Below are 17,263 nucleotides of genomic sequence, written 5' to 3' on the forward strand. Positions count from 1 at the left end.
TATGTCGGATGACGCGCTTATCTACCAGATACCTACCTGCAAGAAAGGAATTCCAGATGGCATTCACACTTCCCGATCTTCCCTATGGGCGCGATGCTTTGGCGCCGCACATTTCCGAACAGACCCTGAATTTCCACCATGGCAAGCACCATCAGGCCTATGTGACGAACCTGAACGGCCTGATCGAAGGCACTGACCTCGAAGGCAAGTCGCTCGAAGACATCATCAAGGTCGCCGCAGCAGACGCATCGAAGGCCGGCCTGTTCAACAACGCCGCTCAGGTTTGGAACCACACCTTCTACTGGCACTCCATGAAGCCAGGTGGCGGTGGCAAGCCGCACGGCAAGGCCGCTGAACTGATCGACCGCGACCTTGGCGGCTATGACGAGTTCGTCAAAGCGTTCAAGGCGGCTGGTGGCGGCCAGTTCGGTTCCGGCTGGGCCTGGCTGGTCCTGAAAGGTGGCAAGCTGGCCATCACCAAGACTCCGAACGCCGAAACCCCGCTGACCGAAGACGGCACGACCCCGCTCCTGACCATGGATGTGTGGGAACACGCCTATTATCTCGACTATCAGAACTCCCGTCCGAACTATATGGACACCTTCCTGAACAGCCTGGTGAACTGGGACTTCGTGAACCAGAACCTCGCTGACGCGGGCGCCTAATTGAGGTAGGGTCCCCGCGAGAAATGTCGTGGGGACCCGACCATGTTCTGTACGCAGTGCGGCCGAAAATTCGGCGAGACTGACAGATTTTGCGCCCAGTGCGGCGCGCCGAAAGCCGGCGCTGAAGCGGCTCCCCCCCAACCTCCCCCTGTACCAGAAACCGATCCGTCGCTTGACTGGCGCGCCTCCATGGTGCCGCGCGAGATCATGGGGCATCCCGACGTCCGCGCGCGGATCGAGGCGGTCACCGGCGAAAACCCAAGAGGCATGTCGGCCGAGCAATTCTATGAGTTTGCCCGGCCTGTCATGGCGATCACCGGCGCCGGTCCTGTCCCGCCGCTCAAACTCATCAAGGACATCTCCCTGCCGATCTCCGCAAGGCTGGGCATGAAAACCAGCCGGGACACGTCGCAGGGCTTCCGCAACACATTCGGCGAGACGCTGGCCGCCGTGCTTTGCTCCCTCGCCAGCCGCAGCCAGCCGCTCGAAGACATCACCGAAGCCACCAATGGCTGTGTTATCCGCTCGAAAATGCTGTCTTCGATCTGGTCCTGGGAAGGGGACCTGATCATCACACTGGAAGCCAAGGAGGAAGGCACGTTGATGAGCGCTGCCATCACCGTTCCGGGGCAGCTTTCTGACATGGGCCAGTCCAAGCGTGTCCTGAAGGCGCTGGTGGAAGATGTGATGAAGTATCGCGACACGCCGGCCGGAGGCTGACTCCCGGTCCTGAACGCAGGCTCTTCACCTCAGCCCCGAAATACACTATGTGCAGCGCACAAGACGCTCCGGGCATGGAAAGCGCCCGGTCCGTGGAACGCACATGGGTGTGCGGAAAGCGGAATGTTGGCGGCCATTCGGGCTGCACCGGGTAACAACTTCCATCTCAGGAACGACAGACATTGACTGAAAAAACATTCGCCGACCTCGGGCTTGGCCCGAACATTCTCAAAGCCCTGGACGAGTCGGGCTACACGCATCCGACGCCGATCCAGGCTGAAGCCATCCCGCATGTACTGAGTGGCGGAGACGTCACAGGCATCGCCCAGACCGGCACCGGCAAGACGGCTGCCTTCGTGCTGCCGATGATCCACCGCCTGGCCCGTGGCCGTGCCCGGGCCCGCATGCCGCGCTGCCTGATCCTCTGCCCGACGCGCGAACTCGCTGCGCAGGTTGCCGAGAGTTTCGAAAAATACGGCAAGTATCTGAAGCTCACCATGGCGCTGCTGATCGGCGGGGTCAGCTTCAAGGAGCAGGAAGGCCTGCTGCAACGCGGCGTGGACGTGCTGATTGCCACGCCGGGCCGCCTGCTCGACCAGTTCGACCGCGGCAAGCTGCTGCTGATGGGCGTGGAATATTTCATCATCGACGAAGCCGACCGCATGCTCGACATGGGCTTCATTCCGGACATCGAGAAGATCTGCGCCAAGCTGCCGCCGCGCCGCCAGACGCTGCTCTTCTCCGCCACCTTCCCGACCGATATTCAGCGCCTGGCGAAAACCTTCCAGCGCGATCCGGTCAAGATTGAAGTCGCCCGTCCGACTGATGCCGCAACCACGATCACCCAGCATGTTGTCCACCTGCCGACCGACAGCGCCAAGGCCAAGCGCACGGCGCTGCGCCGCGTGATCGAGTCGCGTGATGTGAAAAACGGCATCGTCTTCTGCAACCGCAAGGTCGAGGTCGACATCGTGGCGGCATCGCTGACCAAGCATGGCCATGACGCCGCGCCGATCCATGGCGACCTGCCGCAATCCATCCGGACCGAAACGCTCCAGAAATTCCGTGACGGCGACCTGAAACTGCTCGTCGCCTCTGATGTTGCGGCCCGCGGACTCGACATTCCGGATGTCGGCCATGTCTTCAACTACGCCCCGCCGCCGAAGGATGAAGACTATATCCACCGGATCGGCCGCACGGGCCGCGCCGGGCGCACCGGCGAGAGCTTCACGCTGGTCTCCCCGGATGATGAGAAATCCTGGGGCTTTGTCCTCAAGATGATCAACAAGGATGTCGAAGAGTACATGCCGGAAGGCCTGCTCGAAGAAATCGAAAACCTGCCGCCGGAAGAAAAATCCGGGCGCGGGCGCCGTGGCAGCAGCCGCGATGGCGGACGCAGCCGGGGCGGGCGCGGTGAGCGGACGCGCGGCGGAAGCCGCAGCCGCAGCCGCCGCGAGGAAACGCAGCAGGACGACGCGGAAACCGCGAAGGCCTCCGAACAGGCGGACACGCCTGTGACAGAAGACGCACCGGCCAAGCCGGAAACAACGGCAAAATCCGACAAACCGGAAAAGGCCGCAAAGACCGGGAAAGCTGAGCAGCCAGAGAAGTCCGAGAAGTCAGAGAAATCTGAAAAGCCGGAAAAGTCTGAAAAACCGAAGCGCGAACGCGCCGAGCGCAAGGACAAGCCGAAACGTGACCGCAAACGCAAGGATGACGATCTCATCCTGGATCCGGCCCCGGAAAACGTCAAAGGCTTCGGCAACGACATCCCGGCCTTCCTGAAGCGCTAAGCGCTTCCAGCCAGAACCTGACAAAAAGAGCCCCTCATCCGTGCGGACGAGGGGCTCTTTTTGTTGGTTGAGGGGGCTAGCGCTTCAGCCTGCCCTGGATCTGCTTGCGAAACTTCTCGCCATAGGGCGGGCGGATCATCGAGATCATTTCGCTGCCCGTCTGTGTAAAGACAGATTTCTTGTGGCTGAATTCCATGAAGCCTTCGCGGCCATGGTAGGACCCCATGCCCGACGGGCCGACACCGCCGAAGGGAAGGTCTTCCTGGCCGACATGCATGATGACGTCATTCACGGTCACACCGCCGGACGTGGTGTTGTTCAGCACCATATCCTTCTCCGCTGCATCCTCACCGAAATAGTAGAGGCCCAGCGGGCGGTCGTGAGCGTTGATATAGGCGATCGTGTCCTTGGTGTCCGAATAGGACTTGATTGGCAGGATCGGGCCGAAGATCTCGTCCTGCATCACTTTCAGGTCGTCGGACGGGTCGACGATAATGTGCGGCGGGATCTTGTGATGCGGCTGCTGGGAGAAGTTCTCGCCGGTCGGGTTGATCTCGATGACTTCGGCGCCTTTTGATTTCGCTTCGTCGATATAGCCCATCAGGCGGTCATAGTGGCGCTGGTTCACGATGGACGTGTAGTCGTCATTGTCCTTCAAGCCGCTCGGATACATCGTCTCGATGGCCTTGGTTGCAGCGGCCACAAAGTCGGACGTCTTTTCCTTCGGCACAAAGGCATAGTCCGGCGCAAGGCAGATCTGCCCGGCGTTCAGCGCCTTGCCCGCCATGATCCGGGTCGCCGCCTTCTGCAGGTCGGCTGACCGGCCGAGCACGACAGGGCTCTTGCCACCCAGTTCCAGTGTCAGCGGAACGAGATTGTCCGCCGCCGCCCGCATGACATGATGCGCGATGGAGGTCGCGCCCGTGAACAGGATGTGGTCGAAGGCAAGCTTCGTGAACTCGGCGCCGATCTCCGGCCCGCCGGTGATCACGGCCACTTCTTCATCAGAATAGTATTGCGCGATCGCCTTTTTCATCACTTCGGATGTGACTTCAGTAAATTCCGACGGCTTGATCATGCAGCGGTTGCCCGCAGCGAAGACGCCGGCCAGCGGCGTGAAGGTCAGGTTCACCGGGAAGTTCCACGGGCTGATGACGCCGATCACGCCTTTGGGCTGGTACTGGATTTCCGCTCTCGCGCCCAAAAGGCCGAGCGGGAATTCCGGCTTGCGCTTGTCGGGGCGCATCCATTTGGCGACATGTTTCTTGGCGTGCTTCAGAGCGCCGATGGAGCCGGCAATGTCGGTGAAGCCCGACTGGTCTTTCGAGCGGTGACCGAAGTCCTGGCACATGGCATCGACCAGTTCGTCATTATAGGTGATCAGCAGGTCGATGGCCTTGTCCAGCCACTCGGTCCGCTTGGCCGCGGACGGAATTCCGTCGCGGATGTGCGCGGCTTTCTGCTTTGCGAGAATGCCGGCCATGCCGGTGGTGGGGGCGCTGTCGAGGGCCATGGATCCGATCTCCCTGCTTATCGGTTGTTGTGAACAGTGTAGCGCACGTTCAGGGCTTAACAATGGGAGATTGGCCTTGCCGCCGGGTGAGGCGTTCACAAGCCGTCCGGGGCGGCTAGATTGCTGTCAAATCAAGAGACACCGCCAAAGGGAGGGCGAGCATGAGCTACGAGCTGATTTCCTACGAACTGAAGGGCAATGTTGCCGTCATCGCCTTCAACGACCCGAAGACAATGAATGCCTGCGGCGTCGATACCGCGCAGGAAATGCTGCACGCCCTTGAGAAGGCAGCGGACGAAGCGCGCTGTACCGTGATCACCGGCAATGGCCGCGGCTTTTGCTCCGGTGCCAATCTCGGCAAGGTTTCGGGCCCGTCGCTCAGCCATCCGGGCTCCAAGCCGGATGCCGGCCGCCCGCTGGATACCCATTACAACCCGATGATCGTCGCCATCCGCGAGCATCCCCATCCGGTGATCACCGCCGTCAACGGCGCGGCGGCAGGCGTGGGCTGCTCCATCGGCCTGATGGGCGACCTGATCGTCGCCGGCAAAAGCGCCTATTTCCTTCAGGCCTTCCGCCGCATCGGCCTCGTGCCGGATGGCGGCTCCACCTGGCTGCTTGCGCGCAATGTTGGCCGCGTCCGCGCGATGGAGATGGCGCTGTTCGGTGAAAAACTCCCTGCAGACAAGGCACTGGAGTGGGGGATGATCAACAAGGTGGTCGAGGATGACCAGCTGATGGCGACTGCGATGGAATGGGCTGAGACCCTTTCGACCGGCCCCACCGTCGCGCTCGCCGGCATGCGCAAGCTGATCTGGGATGCCACCGAGACCAATCTCGGCGAAGCGCTGCATCAGGAGCGCCTGGCACAGCGCACGGCGGGCCGGACAGCCGATTTTGGCGAAGGGGTCAAAGCCTTCCTCGAGAAGCGGCAGGCGAACTTTCAGGGAAAGTAACCTAAGATTTATGACGCTTACCCACGGGCTTTTAAGAATGGGGTAATTCCTTCCCGGTAAATCCTCCGCATTCAGGAGGCTGGGGATGGGTTATCGCCTTATTCATTTCAACTGTGCGCGCCCACTTGGGGCGTTCAGTCTTGAGAATGAGTTCATTCGTGTATTTGTAAGCATCATGCCGCGTGTTTTTGCGGATGCTGCCGCGTTCGAAGGTTTGCACTTTCACCGTCATGGCGTGCGCCGCCCGGACGGGGTGTGGATGCCTTTGGACGGGATCTTCCCTTATCCGGAAGGCATGGGCGCGCCGGACGTGTCGACCATGGGTGGCTGGGAATCCTTTGAAAAACTTCGGGAATTTTCCTATTCCGGCCGCACGCATCCGCCGAGCATGCGACGTCTGGCAGCGGAGATCGACCGTTCCAATGGCGCCAGCTTTGTGATGTGGTGGGCTCCGAGGGGCGAACGCGTCTCGATGGAGGACGGATGGCAGAAACTGCAGCACCTGAGGCAACACGGCTCGACGCCGGAAGCCTTCTCGCTGGACGATCCGATGGATCGCCCCGTCGCCGCATGAACCTGACGCGCCGCGGCACCCTCGCGGCCCTGTCCTTCCTGGCCCTTGGCGCCTGCGCCAGCGCGCCGACACCGCCAGACACAACGATTTACCTCGTCCGCCATGCGGAGAAACAGGCCGGTGACAATCCGGACCTGACCGTCGTGGGCCGTGCCCGCGCCGACATCCTGTCGCGGGAGTTACAGGATGCGGGGCTTACGGAAGTCTGGTCAACGGACACAACCCGCACGATCGAAACCGCCAAGCCGACCGCGACTCGCGCCGGCCTGCCCGTCCAGATCTATGATGCCAGCCGCCAGCCCGCCTTCGCCAGCCGGCTGAAAGCGACGCCCGGCGCCATTCTGGTCGTCGGCCATTCCAATACGATTCCGGACCTTGTGGGCCTGTTGGGCGGCAAGCCCGGCACCCCGATTGCTGAGGCCGATGAGTATGACCGGCTCTATGTCGTGACGGTTACCAAAGGCCGGGTGAAGAGCGAGCTGCGCCGCTACGGGGAATAAAAGCCTCACTACCAGAGGGAGAACTCCGGTGTTGGATAAGCCGCCCTTCAGACCATGAACAATCCAATATACAGACCATATATACGCCATATATAGCGGCGCCTGACGGGCTCTATTTGCGCTTCTTCGCCTTTGCGGCCAGCGCAACGCCGAACGCCTTGCGGCCCCATTCGCTGGCCAGGTCGGCTTCGTCCATCGCATCCGGCGGCAGGCTGACATAGCCCATGTCGGTCTGCTTGCCGTCGCTCGGCCGGGTCCAGATGAAGGGCTGGCAGCCTTCGGCTTCCAGTTCCGCGCGGAAGGCCGCGTCGGTTTTCAGGTAGATCACGTCATCGGCCAGCAGCGCGAACATCAGGCCATCCTTGAAAACGCCCGCGCCGCCAAACATGCGCCGCACGCTGACCGGCCCCATCGGCGCGAACAGTTCCATGACGAATTCATGGAACGGGTCCGGCGGCTTGGCCATCAGCTGGCAGCCGGGCGCCCGAGCCGGTAGACGCCCTTGAAGGCGTCCGGGTCCTCCACCGGCTTGCCTTTCCGGTAGATCAGGACGGTGCCTTCCTTGTGCAGGCGGATCGCCTCTGCCCGCACATCCTTCAGGACGCGCTGGAAGTTCTTGTCGCTGACGGCCCGGGCCGCCTGCTCCGCACTGATCGACTTGCCGGGACCGGCTGCTTCCGTCAGCTCCAGGATCGCCTCGCGGACGGGGTTTGTGGATGGCTCGCTCACCAGTCGATGGCCGAATAAGCCAGTTGCTGGAACTGGGGCCGCATCGGATAGGTCGAGGACGGCATCAGCTGGGTCATCTGGATACCGATGATCTCTTCTTCCGGATCGATCCAGAAGAAGGTGGAGGCGAGACCGCCCCAGCTGAACGTGCCCTCGCTGCCCGGCTGCTGTGTATCCACAACATCGGTGACGACCGAGCCGCCAAGGCCGAAGCCCGTGCCGCCCGTGATCACTTCGCTGAACAGGGAACGGCCCATGTCGCGGATCGTCTGCCCGCCGGGCAGATGGTTCTGGCGCATGAATTCCCAGGTCTTGGGGCTGATGATGCGGGCATCATCCAGCGTGCCGCCGCGCAGCAGCATGAGGCAGAAACGGTGATAGTCGCGCACCGTGGAGACAAGCCCGCCACCGCCATTCAGCAGCTTCGGACGTTTCGAATAGGCTTTCGAAGCCCGGCCTGCGCCATCGGACTGCGTCACTTCGCCGGTGATCGGGTGGCGCTCATAGCAGGCCATGAGACGGTCGATCTTGTCTTCCGGCACCCAGAAATCCGTGTCGTCCATGCCGAGCGGGCCGGTGATCCGCTCCCGGAAGAACTGATCAAGCTCCATGCCGGAAACGATTTCGACGATGGCACCCAGCACATCCGTCGAGTGGCTGTACCACCACTCATCGCCCGGCGAGCATTCGAGCGGCAGCTTGGCGAGGCGTTTCGCCATTTCCTGCAGCGTCTCGTCCGGCCGGCCGATCTTTTCCTTGCGGTAGAGCGCGTCGACTTCCGACTGCATCATGAAGCCATAGGTCAGGCCGGACGTGTGGGTGAACAGGTCCAGCACTTTCATTGGCCGGTCAGGCTTGCGCGTCTTGTAGTCTTCGCGGCTGCCGCTGTCGAAAACCTCGACATCGGCAAATTCCGGGATGTAACGGGCGACGTCATGATCGAGGCGCAGCTTGCCTTCCTCGAACAGCATCATCGCGGCCAGGGATGTGATCGGCTTGGTCATCGAATAGATGCGGAAGATCGTTTCCGGGCCGATGGGCGTGGAGCCGCTGAACTCGGTCGTGCCGCGATAGTCTTCCAGCGCAATCTCGCCATTGCGGGAGATCAGCGTTGCCATGCAGGGCAGCTTGCCGGTGTCGAGATAATTCTCGGCGAAGAAAGCCGGAACCGCCGCGAGGCGGTCCGCATTAAGGCCGACTTCATGCGGATCTGTAGGGTCGTGTTCGAACATCTGCGTGCGTTTCCTGTTATCCCGGTATGCTTGTTGTGGCGTCAGCGGACGGGCGGGGACTCTACCCGGTCCGCCCGCTTCGGCAATGGCGCCCTTACAGGGCCCCTTTCTTCGCCGCACGCGCCAGTTCGCGGGCGATGATGATCTGCTGGATCTGGCTGGTGCCTTCATAGAGGCGGAAGATGCGGACGTCGCGATAGAAGCGCTCGATGCCATAGTCGGAGACATAGCCTGCACCGCCAAATACCTGCACCGCGCGATCGGCCACACGGCCGCACGCCTCAGTGGCGAACAGTTTCGTGGACGAGGCGAGCAGGGTGACGTCTTCGCCCGCATCGCGGCGGCGGGCGGCATCCATGATCATGCACTCGGCCGCATAGGTCTCGGCCTGGCTGTCGGCAATCATGGCCTGGATCATCTGGTGTTCCATGATCGGCTTGCCGAACTGTTTGCGCTCCAGCGCATAGTTCACCATCTCGCGGATCAGGCGTTTGGAAACGCCGGTCGCCACAGCGGAGATGTGCAGGCGGCCCTTGTCCAGCACGCTCATCGCGACCTTGAAGCCCTCGCCTTCCTTGCCGATCATGTTCGACGCCGGCACGCGGGCATTGTCGAAGATGACGTCGCAGATATGGGCGCCCTGCTGGCCCATCTTCTTCTCCGGCACGCCGACGGAGACGCCGGGCGTGTCACGCTCAACCACAAAAGCCGAGACGCCTTTTGCGCCGGGCATGTCCGGATCGGTGCGGGCCATGACCGTGAAGATGTCGGCCTTGTTGGCATTGGTGATGTAACGCTTGGTGCCGTTGAAGACATAGTGATCGCCGTCGCGGATGGCCTTGGTCGTCAGGCTGCCGGCGTCGGAGCCGGCTTCCGGCTCGGTCAGGGCAAAGCTGGCGATCAGGTCGCCCGAGGCAACGCCGGGCAGCCATTTCGATTTCTGTTCCTCGGTGCCGAACAGGACGAGGGCCTGGGAGCCGATACCGATATTCGTGCCTGCAACGGAGCGGAAGGCCGGAGAGGTCTGGCCCAGCTCGAAGGCGACGAGGCATTCGGTCTCCATATCCAGCTGCAGGCCGCCATATTCCTCCGGCACGGCGATGCCGAACAGGCCGAGATTCTTCATCTCGTCGACGATCGACTGCGGCACCTCGTCATTTTCGGCGACTTCGGCCTCTGCCGGCACGCATTTCTCGGTCACAAAGCGGCGCACCTGTTCAATCAGTGCGTCCCGGATCTCGGCGTCGAAGGCCATGGTCTGCTTCCCTTCATTATTTTCTGGGGCATTATCGTTTCGGGCGCACTGTAAGCCCGCCGTGAGGACCTGTCATCCCGGGTCCGCGAAGCGGAACCCGGGACCTTCTGCCCCATGCCGTAATGACAACCCCGTGTCACAACCCTACCGTTGGCGAATGGAGTCATACTGGGTCTACATCCTCGCCTCGAAAAAGGACGGCGCGATCTATGTCGGCATCACCAGCGACCTGCTGGGCCGTGTCTGGCAGCACCGCCAGGGCACCTATGGAGGGCACACAAAAAAGTACCACATCCGGCGGCTCGTCTGGTTCGACGAGTTCCCCAATCCTGAAGATGCGATCGCGTTCGAGAAGAAGCTAAAGCGCTGGCGGCGAGCCTGGAAGGATGAGCTGATTGCGAAGGAAAACCCCGAATGGGTGGATCTTTATGACCAGCTGACAAAGCCCTGACGCCGCGGAATGCTTTGCAGGTTCGCAGCGCAGGGCTATTCGGGACGATCATGGACAAGGTCCCGGGTTCCGCTTCGCGGCCCCGGGATGACAGGTACGTAGGGCGAGGATGACTAAAACAATTGAGGATACAGGCGAATTCGCGGGCTGGACCACGTGGAAGGACGAGCCGTTCGAATTTGAAAGCGCCGGTCCGTTTTATTTCAGGGTCGATGAGGAGGGCGCCGTCGCCGCCTTCCGGGTGCAGCGCAAGCACATGAATGCCGGCGGCGTCGTGCATGGCGGCTGCCTGATGACGTTTGCCGACTTTTCGCTGTTCGCCATCGGGCACGAAGCCATGGAAGGCGCCTACGGCGTGACCGTGGCCTTCAATGCTGAATTCATCAGCGGCGCCCTGGAAGGCGAACGCCTCGAAGCGCGCGGCGACGTGCTACGCAAGGGCGGCTCGCTGAGCTTCATCCGGGGAATCATAAGCGGAGAGGACGGCCGGCCGGTCATGAACTTCTCCGGAACCATCAAAAAGAGGAAACAGTCATGAGCCAGCCACCCTATGAAGCGCTGTCGCGTTCGATCAAGGGCAAGACCGCCCTCATCACGGGCGCCGCCAGCGGCATGGGCCGGGCCACCGCCCACCTGTTCGCCCGCGAAGGCGCGAACGTCGCCGTCACGGACCTGAAGCAGGACGCCGTCGACAAGGTGGTCGAGGAGATCAAGGCCGCCGGGATCGACCATGTGAAGGGCTGGGCGATGGACGTCTCCGACGCCGCCACGATCAAGCGCGTCATCGACGAAGCGGCCGCCCATTTCGGCGGGCTGGAAATCCTGGTCAACAATGCCGGCTTCGCCATTCCGGCCGATATTGCCGAGGAAAGCTATGAGGACAGCTGGGGCCCCAGCATCAATGTCATGCTGACCAGCCACCAGCGTGCCATCCGCGCGGCACTGCCCTATATGCGCAAGGCGGGTTATGGCCGGATCGTGAATGTAGCGTCTACGGAAGGCCTCGGCGCGACGCCCGGCAACAGCCCCTATGTCGCCGCGAAGCATGGCGTGATCGGCCTGACCCGCGGCCTCGCCGTGGACCTTGGCCGCGAAGGCATCACCGTAAACTGCATCTGCCCCGGCCCGATCAAGACTGGCATCACGGCGGGCATTCCCGACGAGCACAAGGAAATCTATTCCAAGCGCCGCGTGCCGCTGCGCCGTTACGGCATTCCGGAAGAGGTGGCCAACATCACCCTCTCCTGCGTCCTGCCGGCCGCCAGCTTCATGACCGGCGTCTTCATCCCGGTCGATGGCGGCCTGACGATCAAGAACGCGTAGGGCAAGAACGCCTAGGACGAACAACGCTCATTGAGGATGGCGGCGGTGCGGGCGACCAGCGCGTCCGCCGCCGCCTCGTCCATTGGTCCAAACAGCACATGGGGGCCGAGCGAGTGGCCAAGGCCGGGCAGGATGTGCATCTCTGCCCGGTTGCCCAGAAACGCTTCTGCCACCGGCTTCTGGAATTCGTAGCGTACCTGGGAATCCCGGTCGCCATAATAGAGCAGCATCGGCACATTCCAGGCGGCAAGTTTCCCGGCAACTGGTGCATCGTCCGTATACCAGTTCTGAAACCAGCTATATTGCGCCATCGGCGTCTTCGCGTCCGGATAAGGCGCCGTCGGCGGCATTGCCAGCGCCTGCAGCTTCGCCACCTCGTAGTTCATCTTCTGCCCGGCCATTTTCCGCGCAATGGCCCCCGGCATCCACTTTCCAGACGGATGAAGATAGGGCTGGAGCTTGCCGGACACAGCGGACGGCGTGCCGGACAATCCTGCCCGCACCTCTTCATTGGTTGTCACACCATCACCATCCGCATCCATCTGGTGCAGGGAAAAGCCATCACGCCCTGAGAGCTGCCATCTGAACACGTCTGCCGGCGCCTGCAGCGGCCCGCCGATACCGACCACGAGATCCGGTGCGACCGCATCCGCCGCAGCGAGACCGGCGATATGCTGGAGGCCCTCGGAATGGCCGAGCAGGGCGATGCAGGCCGCTGGTCCGCCGAAATCCTTACGCGCCTGATCATAGACGGCACCAAGGTCATCCCGCTGGCTCTCTACCGTGGATGTTCCGGACACGGCCTTGTCCAGCATCTGTCCGTCCGCGGGCCTGTAGCGCACACCGCGCCGGTCATACCGGACAACTGCAATCCCCGCCTGCGTGAACCGGCGGGCCAGATCCGCGAACACGGCGTCGCGTTCCGTACCGGAATTGCCGAGCATGACGTCCCGATCAAAGAGACCCGTGCCCGCCGACAGAACGACCACAGGTTCGCGACCGTCGCCCCCCATGGGCACATCCACCTGCCCGGTTATCTGCGTGCCGTCTGCCGAGGCCACCGAAAAGGCCCGGCTGTCTGCACCGACGTCTGACAGGATCTGCTGCGGAGGCAGTTGCTCCACGTCAGGCTCTGCCGACGGAATGTCCTTTGAACACGCGGTCGCCAGCGCGGTGACGGCCACAAGCAGGAAGGACAGGTCTCGCCGCACTACGGCATCGCGGCGAAGGCGGCTTCGAGGTCCGCTTCTGTCTCCGCTTTCTGGGCGATGCAGAGATTGATCTGCTCGCGTGCCTGCGACAGGGCGCGTTCATGGCCTTCGGCGAGGTCGCCATATTCCTCGAAGAGCGAGTTCAGCGACTCCAGGCCGTCTGCATCGCAGAAATAGGCGGCGAGCCCCGGCGTGCGGCGTTTCCACTGGGCCGGGATCGCTTTCAGGAAAGCCGGGAAATTGTCTTCCAGGAAGGCCCACATTGCCGCGCGGGTTTCCGGTGCCTGCATCTGCAAGAGGGCCATAGTGTAGGTTTCGCGTGGCCCCAGTTCCGCCGACGCGATCAGGCCCCGCGTGCGGGCCGCCTGCGCCGGGTCCGTCACGCCGCCAAGCGCCATGGCGACCGACTGGCCGAAGGCCGGGTCGTCGATCGTGTCATAAGCCGTCAGCACACGATCATAGGCTGCCTCGCCGCCCTCATCCAGCAGGACGCTGAGGCCGGCGGCATAAAGGTCACTGGACAGGTTCACGTCGGAATCCGGATCGTCCAGCCATTTGTCCATCTCCGTGCCGAGGCGCTCGCGGGCCGCCTCGCGCTTCAGGATCACGGCTTCGAACTTTGTCAGGCTGGCCTCGAGCTCCTTGTCGCCATCCCGTTCCATCAGCCCCCACAAACGCTCGGTCGCGGCCTCGGCATCGGCCTGCAGGCCCGGCACATCTGCACCGTCCAGCCGGTCCATCAGGTCCGCATAGAGGTTCAGCACCGCTGAGGCGACCGCGGAGTCCTCATGTGCTGCGCCGATGGCCAGCAGGCGGCGCAGCGTGGCCGCATCCATCTTGCCAGCCGCGAAGTCTGCCTGGGCGCTATCGATCGCCGTCAGGGCTTCCGTTGCGGGCAGGTCCGGCAAGGTGCTGATCAGGCGGTCCCAACCATCGCCCGCCAGGTTGAAGCGGTAATAGCCGGTACCGTTCGCATTCGGATGATACATGTCCGGGCAGTGCGCGCCCTCCAACGACATGACCTGTCGGCGCGCCTGCATCAGCGTGCAGGACCGGCCCGACTCGTCACCTTCGCGCCAGGACACGCAGACAGGGATGATCCAGTGGCGTGCCGGGTCCGCATCGGAACCGAGCGGGCGATAGCGGCTCTGCTCCAGGGTCACTTTCGCGCCGATACTGGTGCACTGAAGTTCGGTCTCCAGCAGCGGCACACCATTCTGCGTGACGAAGGATTTCAGCGAGCGGCCAATGTCCCTGTTGCCGGTCGATTTCCCTATGGCCTTGAAGAACTCCGCACTGTCAGCGGCGCCGTCGGCATATTCGGCGATATAGCGGCCTAGGGCCTGGCGGAAGGCTTCCGGCCCGAACCAGGCGTCCACCATGCCGAGCACGGCCTGGCCTTTATTGTACGTGATCGCATCATAGGCGTTGCGGATGTCGGCATTCTCGGTGATCGGCTGGGCCACCGCGCGGGCGCTGGACAGGCTGTCGAGCTGCATTGCGGAGATCGCATCGGCGACGGCCTGAATGTCATGTCCGCCATCCGGCTCCAGGAAGCCGAGCACAGCCGGCTCGGCCCAGCTGGCGATGCCTTCCTTCAGCCAGAGATCGTCCCACCAGGGCGGGGTCACGAGATCGCCGAACCACATGTGCGACAGCTCATGCGCGTGCACGCCCTTCATGGAGCGCAGGAACAGAGCGCCCGACTTCTCATTGGCGAGGATCCGGCTTTCCCGGTACGTGATCGCAGCGGCAAGTTCGGTGGCGCCGGATGGCCATTGCGGCGCGGCGATGATGTCGAGCTTCTCATAGGGATAGGGCTGTTGCAGCGCGTCCTCGAAGAACTCCACCATGGCCGGTGTGATGGAGAGGATCGCGTCAAGCTCCTCGCCCTTGCCCGCACGGGCATAGCCTGTCAGCGGCACAGGCCAGTCGCGCAGCGCATTCACCGGGATCGTCCCGGCGGAAACCTTTTCGAAATTCCCCACCGCGATCGAGAGAAGATAGGTCGACAGCGGCCGGGTGCGCAGGAAGGTCACCCGGTCATAGCCTGCCTGGTCCGGCACGCGTGAGGCAATCGGCGTGTTGCCGATCGCCAGCATGTCGTCCGGCACGATCAGCGTGATGTCGAACGGCGCCTTGAAGCCCGGCTCGTCAAAGCTTGGCAGGAAGCGGCGGGCCTGGATGCTCTCGGACTTGGCCAGCGCATAGGCCTCGCCCTTTTCCTCCACCCGGAACAGGCCGGCGAGATTCGCGTCGAAGGCGGCGGTATAGTCGATGTCGAGCGTAATGCCGCCGGCATGAACTCGGTTCGGAAATCCTACCCAGACAACGCCGGTGGGGTCGACCTGGGTCCAGCTGGCTGGCCGCGTCTCGCCGCCTGCCGTGACTTTCACGGACGAGACGTCGAGGTCCGCCCCATGCATCCAGATGCCGGGCGAGGAGGCCTCAAGGTTCACATCAATCAGAACCCGGCCGGAGAAATGTGTCTCGCGCGGATCGACCTTCATCTCCACCCGGTAGGCGACCGGCTGGGCGACGCCGGAAAGCTGGCCCCGTGGCGCGGCCTCGCGCAGCGTGTCCATGGGCACGGCCCGCACCTCAGGACCAAATGCCGACGGCTGCACGCAGGCCGCCAGCAGGAGGAGAACGGACGCTGCCAGATACCGCATGAATCGCTTCCTTGTCTTGTATGCTGCCCCTGCATAGCGCATCACGAGGGGCATGAAACCTGCCCTGTCGATACTCGATCCGTCCCCCTTGTTCGAGGGCCAGACCGCCGCAGATGCCTTCGCCAATTCTCTGGCACTGGCCGAGGCGCTGGACGGGCGGGGCTGGCGGTCGCTCTGGGTGCAGGAACATCACAATGCACGCAGCTTCGCAGGCGCCGCGCCGGAAGTCCTGATCGCCGCGCTCAGCCAGCGGACGCAGCACCTGAAGCTCGGCTCGGGCGGGGTGATGCTGCCGAACTATTCACCGCTGAAAGTGGCAGAGCAGTTCTGCGCGCTGGAAGCCCTGGCGCCGGACCGGATCGAACTGAGCGTGGGACGGGCGACCGGGGCGGACCCGCGCACCTCCGCCGCCCTGCTCGGCCCCGGCGCGCAGGCCTTCCCGACCATGCTGCGCATGCTGATGGACTGGATGCTGGACGCGAGCGGCGAGGCGCCCCTGCCGGAAGGCCACCGTGCCACGGGTATCCATGTCGGGCCGCGCGGCGCCCGCCCGGATCTGTGGATGCTGTCGTCTTCACCGGACTCCGCCGCCTTTGCCGGGGCGATGGGCCTGAAGCTCGCCTTTGCGGATTTCCTCGCGCCGGGCGGAGCGGGCGCCGCGATCGAGACCTACCGCAAGGCGTTCGAACCTTCGCCGTTCGCGTCTGAACCTTATGCCGCCGTGGGACTCGTTGCGCTGGCCGCGGAGACCGGGGCGGAAGCTCGCCGCCTGTCAAAACCCGCCATCGCCTGGAACCTCGCCCGCAGCACGGGCGACTTCCGCGCCTTTGTCCCGTCTTCCGAGGCCGATGCCGTGATCGCCGCCGCGTCGCCCGAAGCGCTGGCGGCCGCGGAAGGACGCGGCGTGATCGGCGCGGCAGGCGATGTCGCAGGGCAGCTCACGGCGTTCGCGGGCGAGCATGGCGCCGACGAGCTTTTCATCCTGACACTGGCGGAACGGAACGAAGACCGCATCCGCTCCTATGAGCTGATCGCCGAAGCGATGGCCTAGCCCGCGAAGCCGCGTGCCTTCATGGCCTCGAACCAGCGGCCGAGATTGGCGTGCTCCTTGTGCGGGGCCCATTTCATCACGCCGCAGAAACCGCAGCCGATGAAGAGCGTGATGTCCGCAATGGAGAAGCGGCCGGCGGCGAGGAATTCATTGCCGGCGAGATGCGCGTCGAACCGCTCGGCCATCTTTTTCGCGGCCTTTTCGCCCTTGGCAGCAGCCTCGGCGCTCTGCGGCACTTCGAGCGGGGCCATCATGGGATGGGCATTTCGGAACCAGGTGGCAAATTGCATGAAGAACATCAGTTCCACGCGCCGGTCCCACATCTCGATCAGGGCCTTCTCCTTCGGATCTGCGCCCATCAGGTTCGGCTCCGGGAAGATGCCTTCGAAATAGGTGCAGATCGCCCGGCTCTCGGTGATCTTGGTGCCGTCATCCAGCACCAGTGCAGGCACTTGCGAGAAAGGCGAGACTTCACGGTATTCCGCCGTCTTGTGCTCCTGCTGCATGATGGAGACTTCCTGGAGGTCGACCGCATCCAGCTTGCCCTTGGCACGCAGGAAGTAGACGACACGGTCCGGGTTCGGCGCCTTGGGGCTGTGATAGAGCTTCATGGGTTTC

At 63.1% G+C, this 17,263-nt stretch carries 18 protein-coding genes; 10 read left to right on the plus strand and 8 right to left on the minus strand.

Features of this window, described 5'->3' with window-relative positions:
* Window positions 1-56: 56 nt before the first annotated feature.
* From HJA_RS11275 to HJA_RS11285, 3 genes are all read left to right on the plus strand, one after another.
* On the plus strand, window positions 57-665 hold the full coding sequence (locus tag HJA_RS11275) for a superoxide dismutase (protein ID WP_035582187.1): 609 nt from the start codon (window positions 57-59) through the stop codon (window positions 663-665).
* A gap of 189 nt (window positions 666-854) precedes the next feature.
* Window positions 855-1,385 carry a hypothetical protein gene (locus HJA_RS11280; protein ID WP_035582189.1) on the plus strand — a complete coding sequence of 177 codons (531 nt, stop codon included), beginning with the start codon at window positions 855-857 and terminating at the stop codon, window positions 1,383-1,385.
* A gap of 182 nt (window positions 1,386-1,567) precedes the next feature.
* Window positions 1,568-3,178, plus strand: a complete 1,611-nt coding sequence (locus HJA_RS11285; RefSeq protein WP_035582191.1) for a DEAD/DEAH box helicase — start codon at window positions 1,568-1,570, stop codon at window positions 3,176-3,178.
* 76 nt (window positions 3,179-3,254) lie between these two features.
* On the opposite strand, the gene HJA_RS11290 is transcribed toward HJA_RS11285, so the two are convergent.
* Window positions 3,255-4,691 (minus strand): coniferyl aldehyde dehydrogenase, encoded by a 1,437-nt coding sequence (locus HJA_RS11290; RefSeq protein ID WP_035582193.1) that lies wholly within the window; start codon window positions 4,689-4,691, stop codon window positions 3,255-3,257.
* A 161-nt stretch (window positions 4,692-4,852) separates the two neighbouring features.
* Between HJA_RS11290 and HJA_RS11295 the strand changes: the two genes are divergently transcribed.
* The 3 genes from HJA_RS11295 to HJA_RS11305 all read left to right on the plus strand — a co-directional run bounded on the left by HJA_RS11295 (window position 4,853) and on the right by HJA_RS11305 (window position 6,721).
* Window positions 4,853-5,647: an enoyl-CoA hydratase/isomerase gene (locus HJA_RS11295; protein ID WP_035582194.1), complete on the plus strand. Its 795-nt coding sequence runs from the start codon at window positions 4,853-4,855 to the stop codon at window positions 5,645-5,647.
* A gap of 85 nt (window positions 5,648-5,732) precedes the next feature.
* Window positions 5,733-6,221, plus strand: coding sequence for a DUF3291 domain-containing protein (locus HJA_RS18050; protein WP_051597607.1), 489 nt, complete (start codon window positions 5,733-5,735; stop codon window positions 6,219-6,221).
* Entirely contained in the window at window positions 6,218-6,721 is a 504-nt protein-coding gene (locus HJA_RS11305; protein ID WP_051597608.1) for a SixA phosphatase family protein, read from the plus strand. The genes HJA_RS18050 and HJA_RS11305 overlap by 4 nt, the downstream gene beginning before the upstream one ends.
* A 112-nt stretch (window positions 6,722-6,833) precedes the next feature.
* On the opposite strand, the gene HJA_RS11310 is transcribed toward HJA_RS11305, so the two are convergent.
* The 4 genes from HJA_RS11310 to HJA_RS11325 all read right to left on the minus strand — a co-directional run bounded on the left by HJA_RS11310 (window position 6,834) and on the right by HJA_RS11325 (window position 9,937).
* Window positions 6,834-7,187, minus strand: coding sequence for a TfoX/Sxy family protein (locus HJA_RS11310; protein WP_035582198.1), 354 nt, complete (start codon window positions 7,185-7,187; stop codon window positions 6,834-6,836).
* The gene (locus HJA_RS11315; protein WP_155839940.1) at window positions 7,187-7,450 is read right to left on the minus strand and encodes a DUF3253 domain-containing protein; all 264 of its coding nucleotides are present in this window, start codon (window positions 7,448-7,450) and stop codon (window positions 7,187-7,189) included. Before HJA_RS11315 ends, HJA_RS11310 begins: the two co-directional genes overlap by 1 nt.
* Complete coding sequence (locus HJA_RS11320; RefSeq protein WP_035582201.1) at window positions 7,447-8,682, minus strand: serine hydrolase domain-containing protein; 1,236 nt, start codon at window positions 8,680-8,682, stop codon at window positions 7,447-7,449. The genes HJA_RS11315 and HJA_RS11320 overlap by 4 nt, the downstream gene beginning before the upstream one ends.
* Before the next feature lie 94 nt (window positions 8,683-8,776).
* Window positions 8,777-9,937 (minus strand): acyl-CoA dehydrogenase family protein, encoded by a 1,161-nt coding sequence (locus tag HJA_RS11325; protein WP_035582204.1) that lies wholly within the window; start codon window positions 9,935-9,937, stop codon window positions 8,777-8,779.
* Between the two features lie 133 nt (window positions 9,938-10,070).
* Here HJA_RS11325 and HJA_RS11330 point away from each other — a divergent pair, with 133 nt between their 5' ends.
* The 3 genes from HJA_RS11330 (at window position 10,071) to HJA_RS11340 (ending at window position 11,711) form a co-directional block, all read left to right on the plus strand.
* Complete coding sequence (locus tag HJA_RS11330; protein ID WP_206741715.1) at window positions 10,071-10,388, plus strand: GIY-YIG nuclease family protein; 318 nt, start codon at window positions 10,071-10,073, stop codon at window positions 10,386-10,388.
* A gap of 109 nt (window positions 10,389-10,497) precedes the next feature.
* On the plus strand, window positions 10,498-10,926 hold the full coding sequence (locus tag HJA_RS11335) for a PaaI family thioesterase (RefSeq protein WP_035582208.1): 429 nt from the start codon (window positions 10,498-10,500) through the stop codon (window positions 10,924-10,926).
* Window positions 10,923-11,711: an SDR family NAD(P)-dependent oxidoreductase gene (locus HJA_RS11340; protein WP_035582210.1), complete on the plus strand. Its 789-nt coding sequence runs from the start codon at window positions 10,923-10,925 to the stop codon at window positions 11,709-11,711. The genes HJA_RS11335 and HJA_RS11340 overlap by 4 nt, the downstream gene beginning before the upstream one ends.
* Window positions 11,712-11,722: 11 nt before the next feature.
* On the opposite strand, the gene HJA_RS11345 is transcribed toward HJA_RS11340, so the two are convergent.
* On the minus strand, window positions 11,723-12,922 hold the full coding sequence (locus tag HJA_RS11345; protein WP_035582213.1) for an alpha/beta hydrolase: 1,200 nt from the start codon (window positions 12,920-12,922) through the stop codon (window positions 11,723-11,725).
* Window positions 12,922-15,594, minus strand: coding sequence for a M1 family metallopeptidase (locus HJA_RS11350; RefSeq protein ID WP_035582215.1), 2,673 nt, complete (start codon window positions 15,592-15,594; stop codon window positions 12,922-12,924). Before HJA_RS11350 ends, HJA_RS11345 begins: the two co-directional genes overlap by 1 nt.
* A gap of 52 nt (window positions 15,595-15,646) precedes the next feature.
* Here HJA_RS11350 and HJA_RS11355 point away from each other — a divergent pair, with 52 nt between their 5' ends.
* The gene (locus HJA_RS11355) at window positions 15,647-16,645 is read left to right on the plus strand and encodes an MsnO8 family LLM class oxidoreductase (RefSeq protein WP_051597609.1); all 999 of its coding nucleotides are present in this window, start codon (window positions 15,647-15,649) and stop codon (window positions 16,643-16,645) included.
* Here HJA_RS11355 and HJA_RS11360 read toward each other — a convergent pair.
* Window positions 16,642-17,256, minus strand: a complete 615-nt coding sequence (locus tag HJA_RS11360) for a glutathione S-transferase family protein (protein ID WP_035582219.1) — start codon at window positions 17,254-17,256, stop codon at window positions 16,642-16,644. The two genes, HJA_RS11355 and HJA_RS11360, sit on opposite strands and share 4 nt — an antisense overlap.
* Window positions 17,257-17,263: the final 7 nt, after the last annotated feature.

This window comes from Hyphomonas jannaschiana VP2, from assembly GCF_000685215.1.
GTDB lineage: Bacteria > Pseudomonadota > Alphaproteobacteria > Caulobacterales > Hyphomonadaceae > Hyphomonas > Hyphomonas jannaschiana.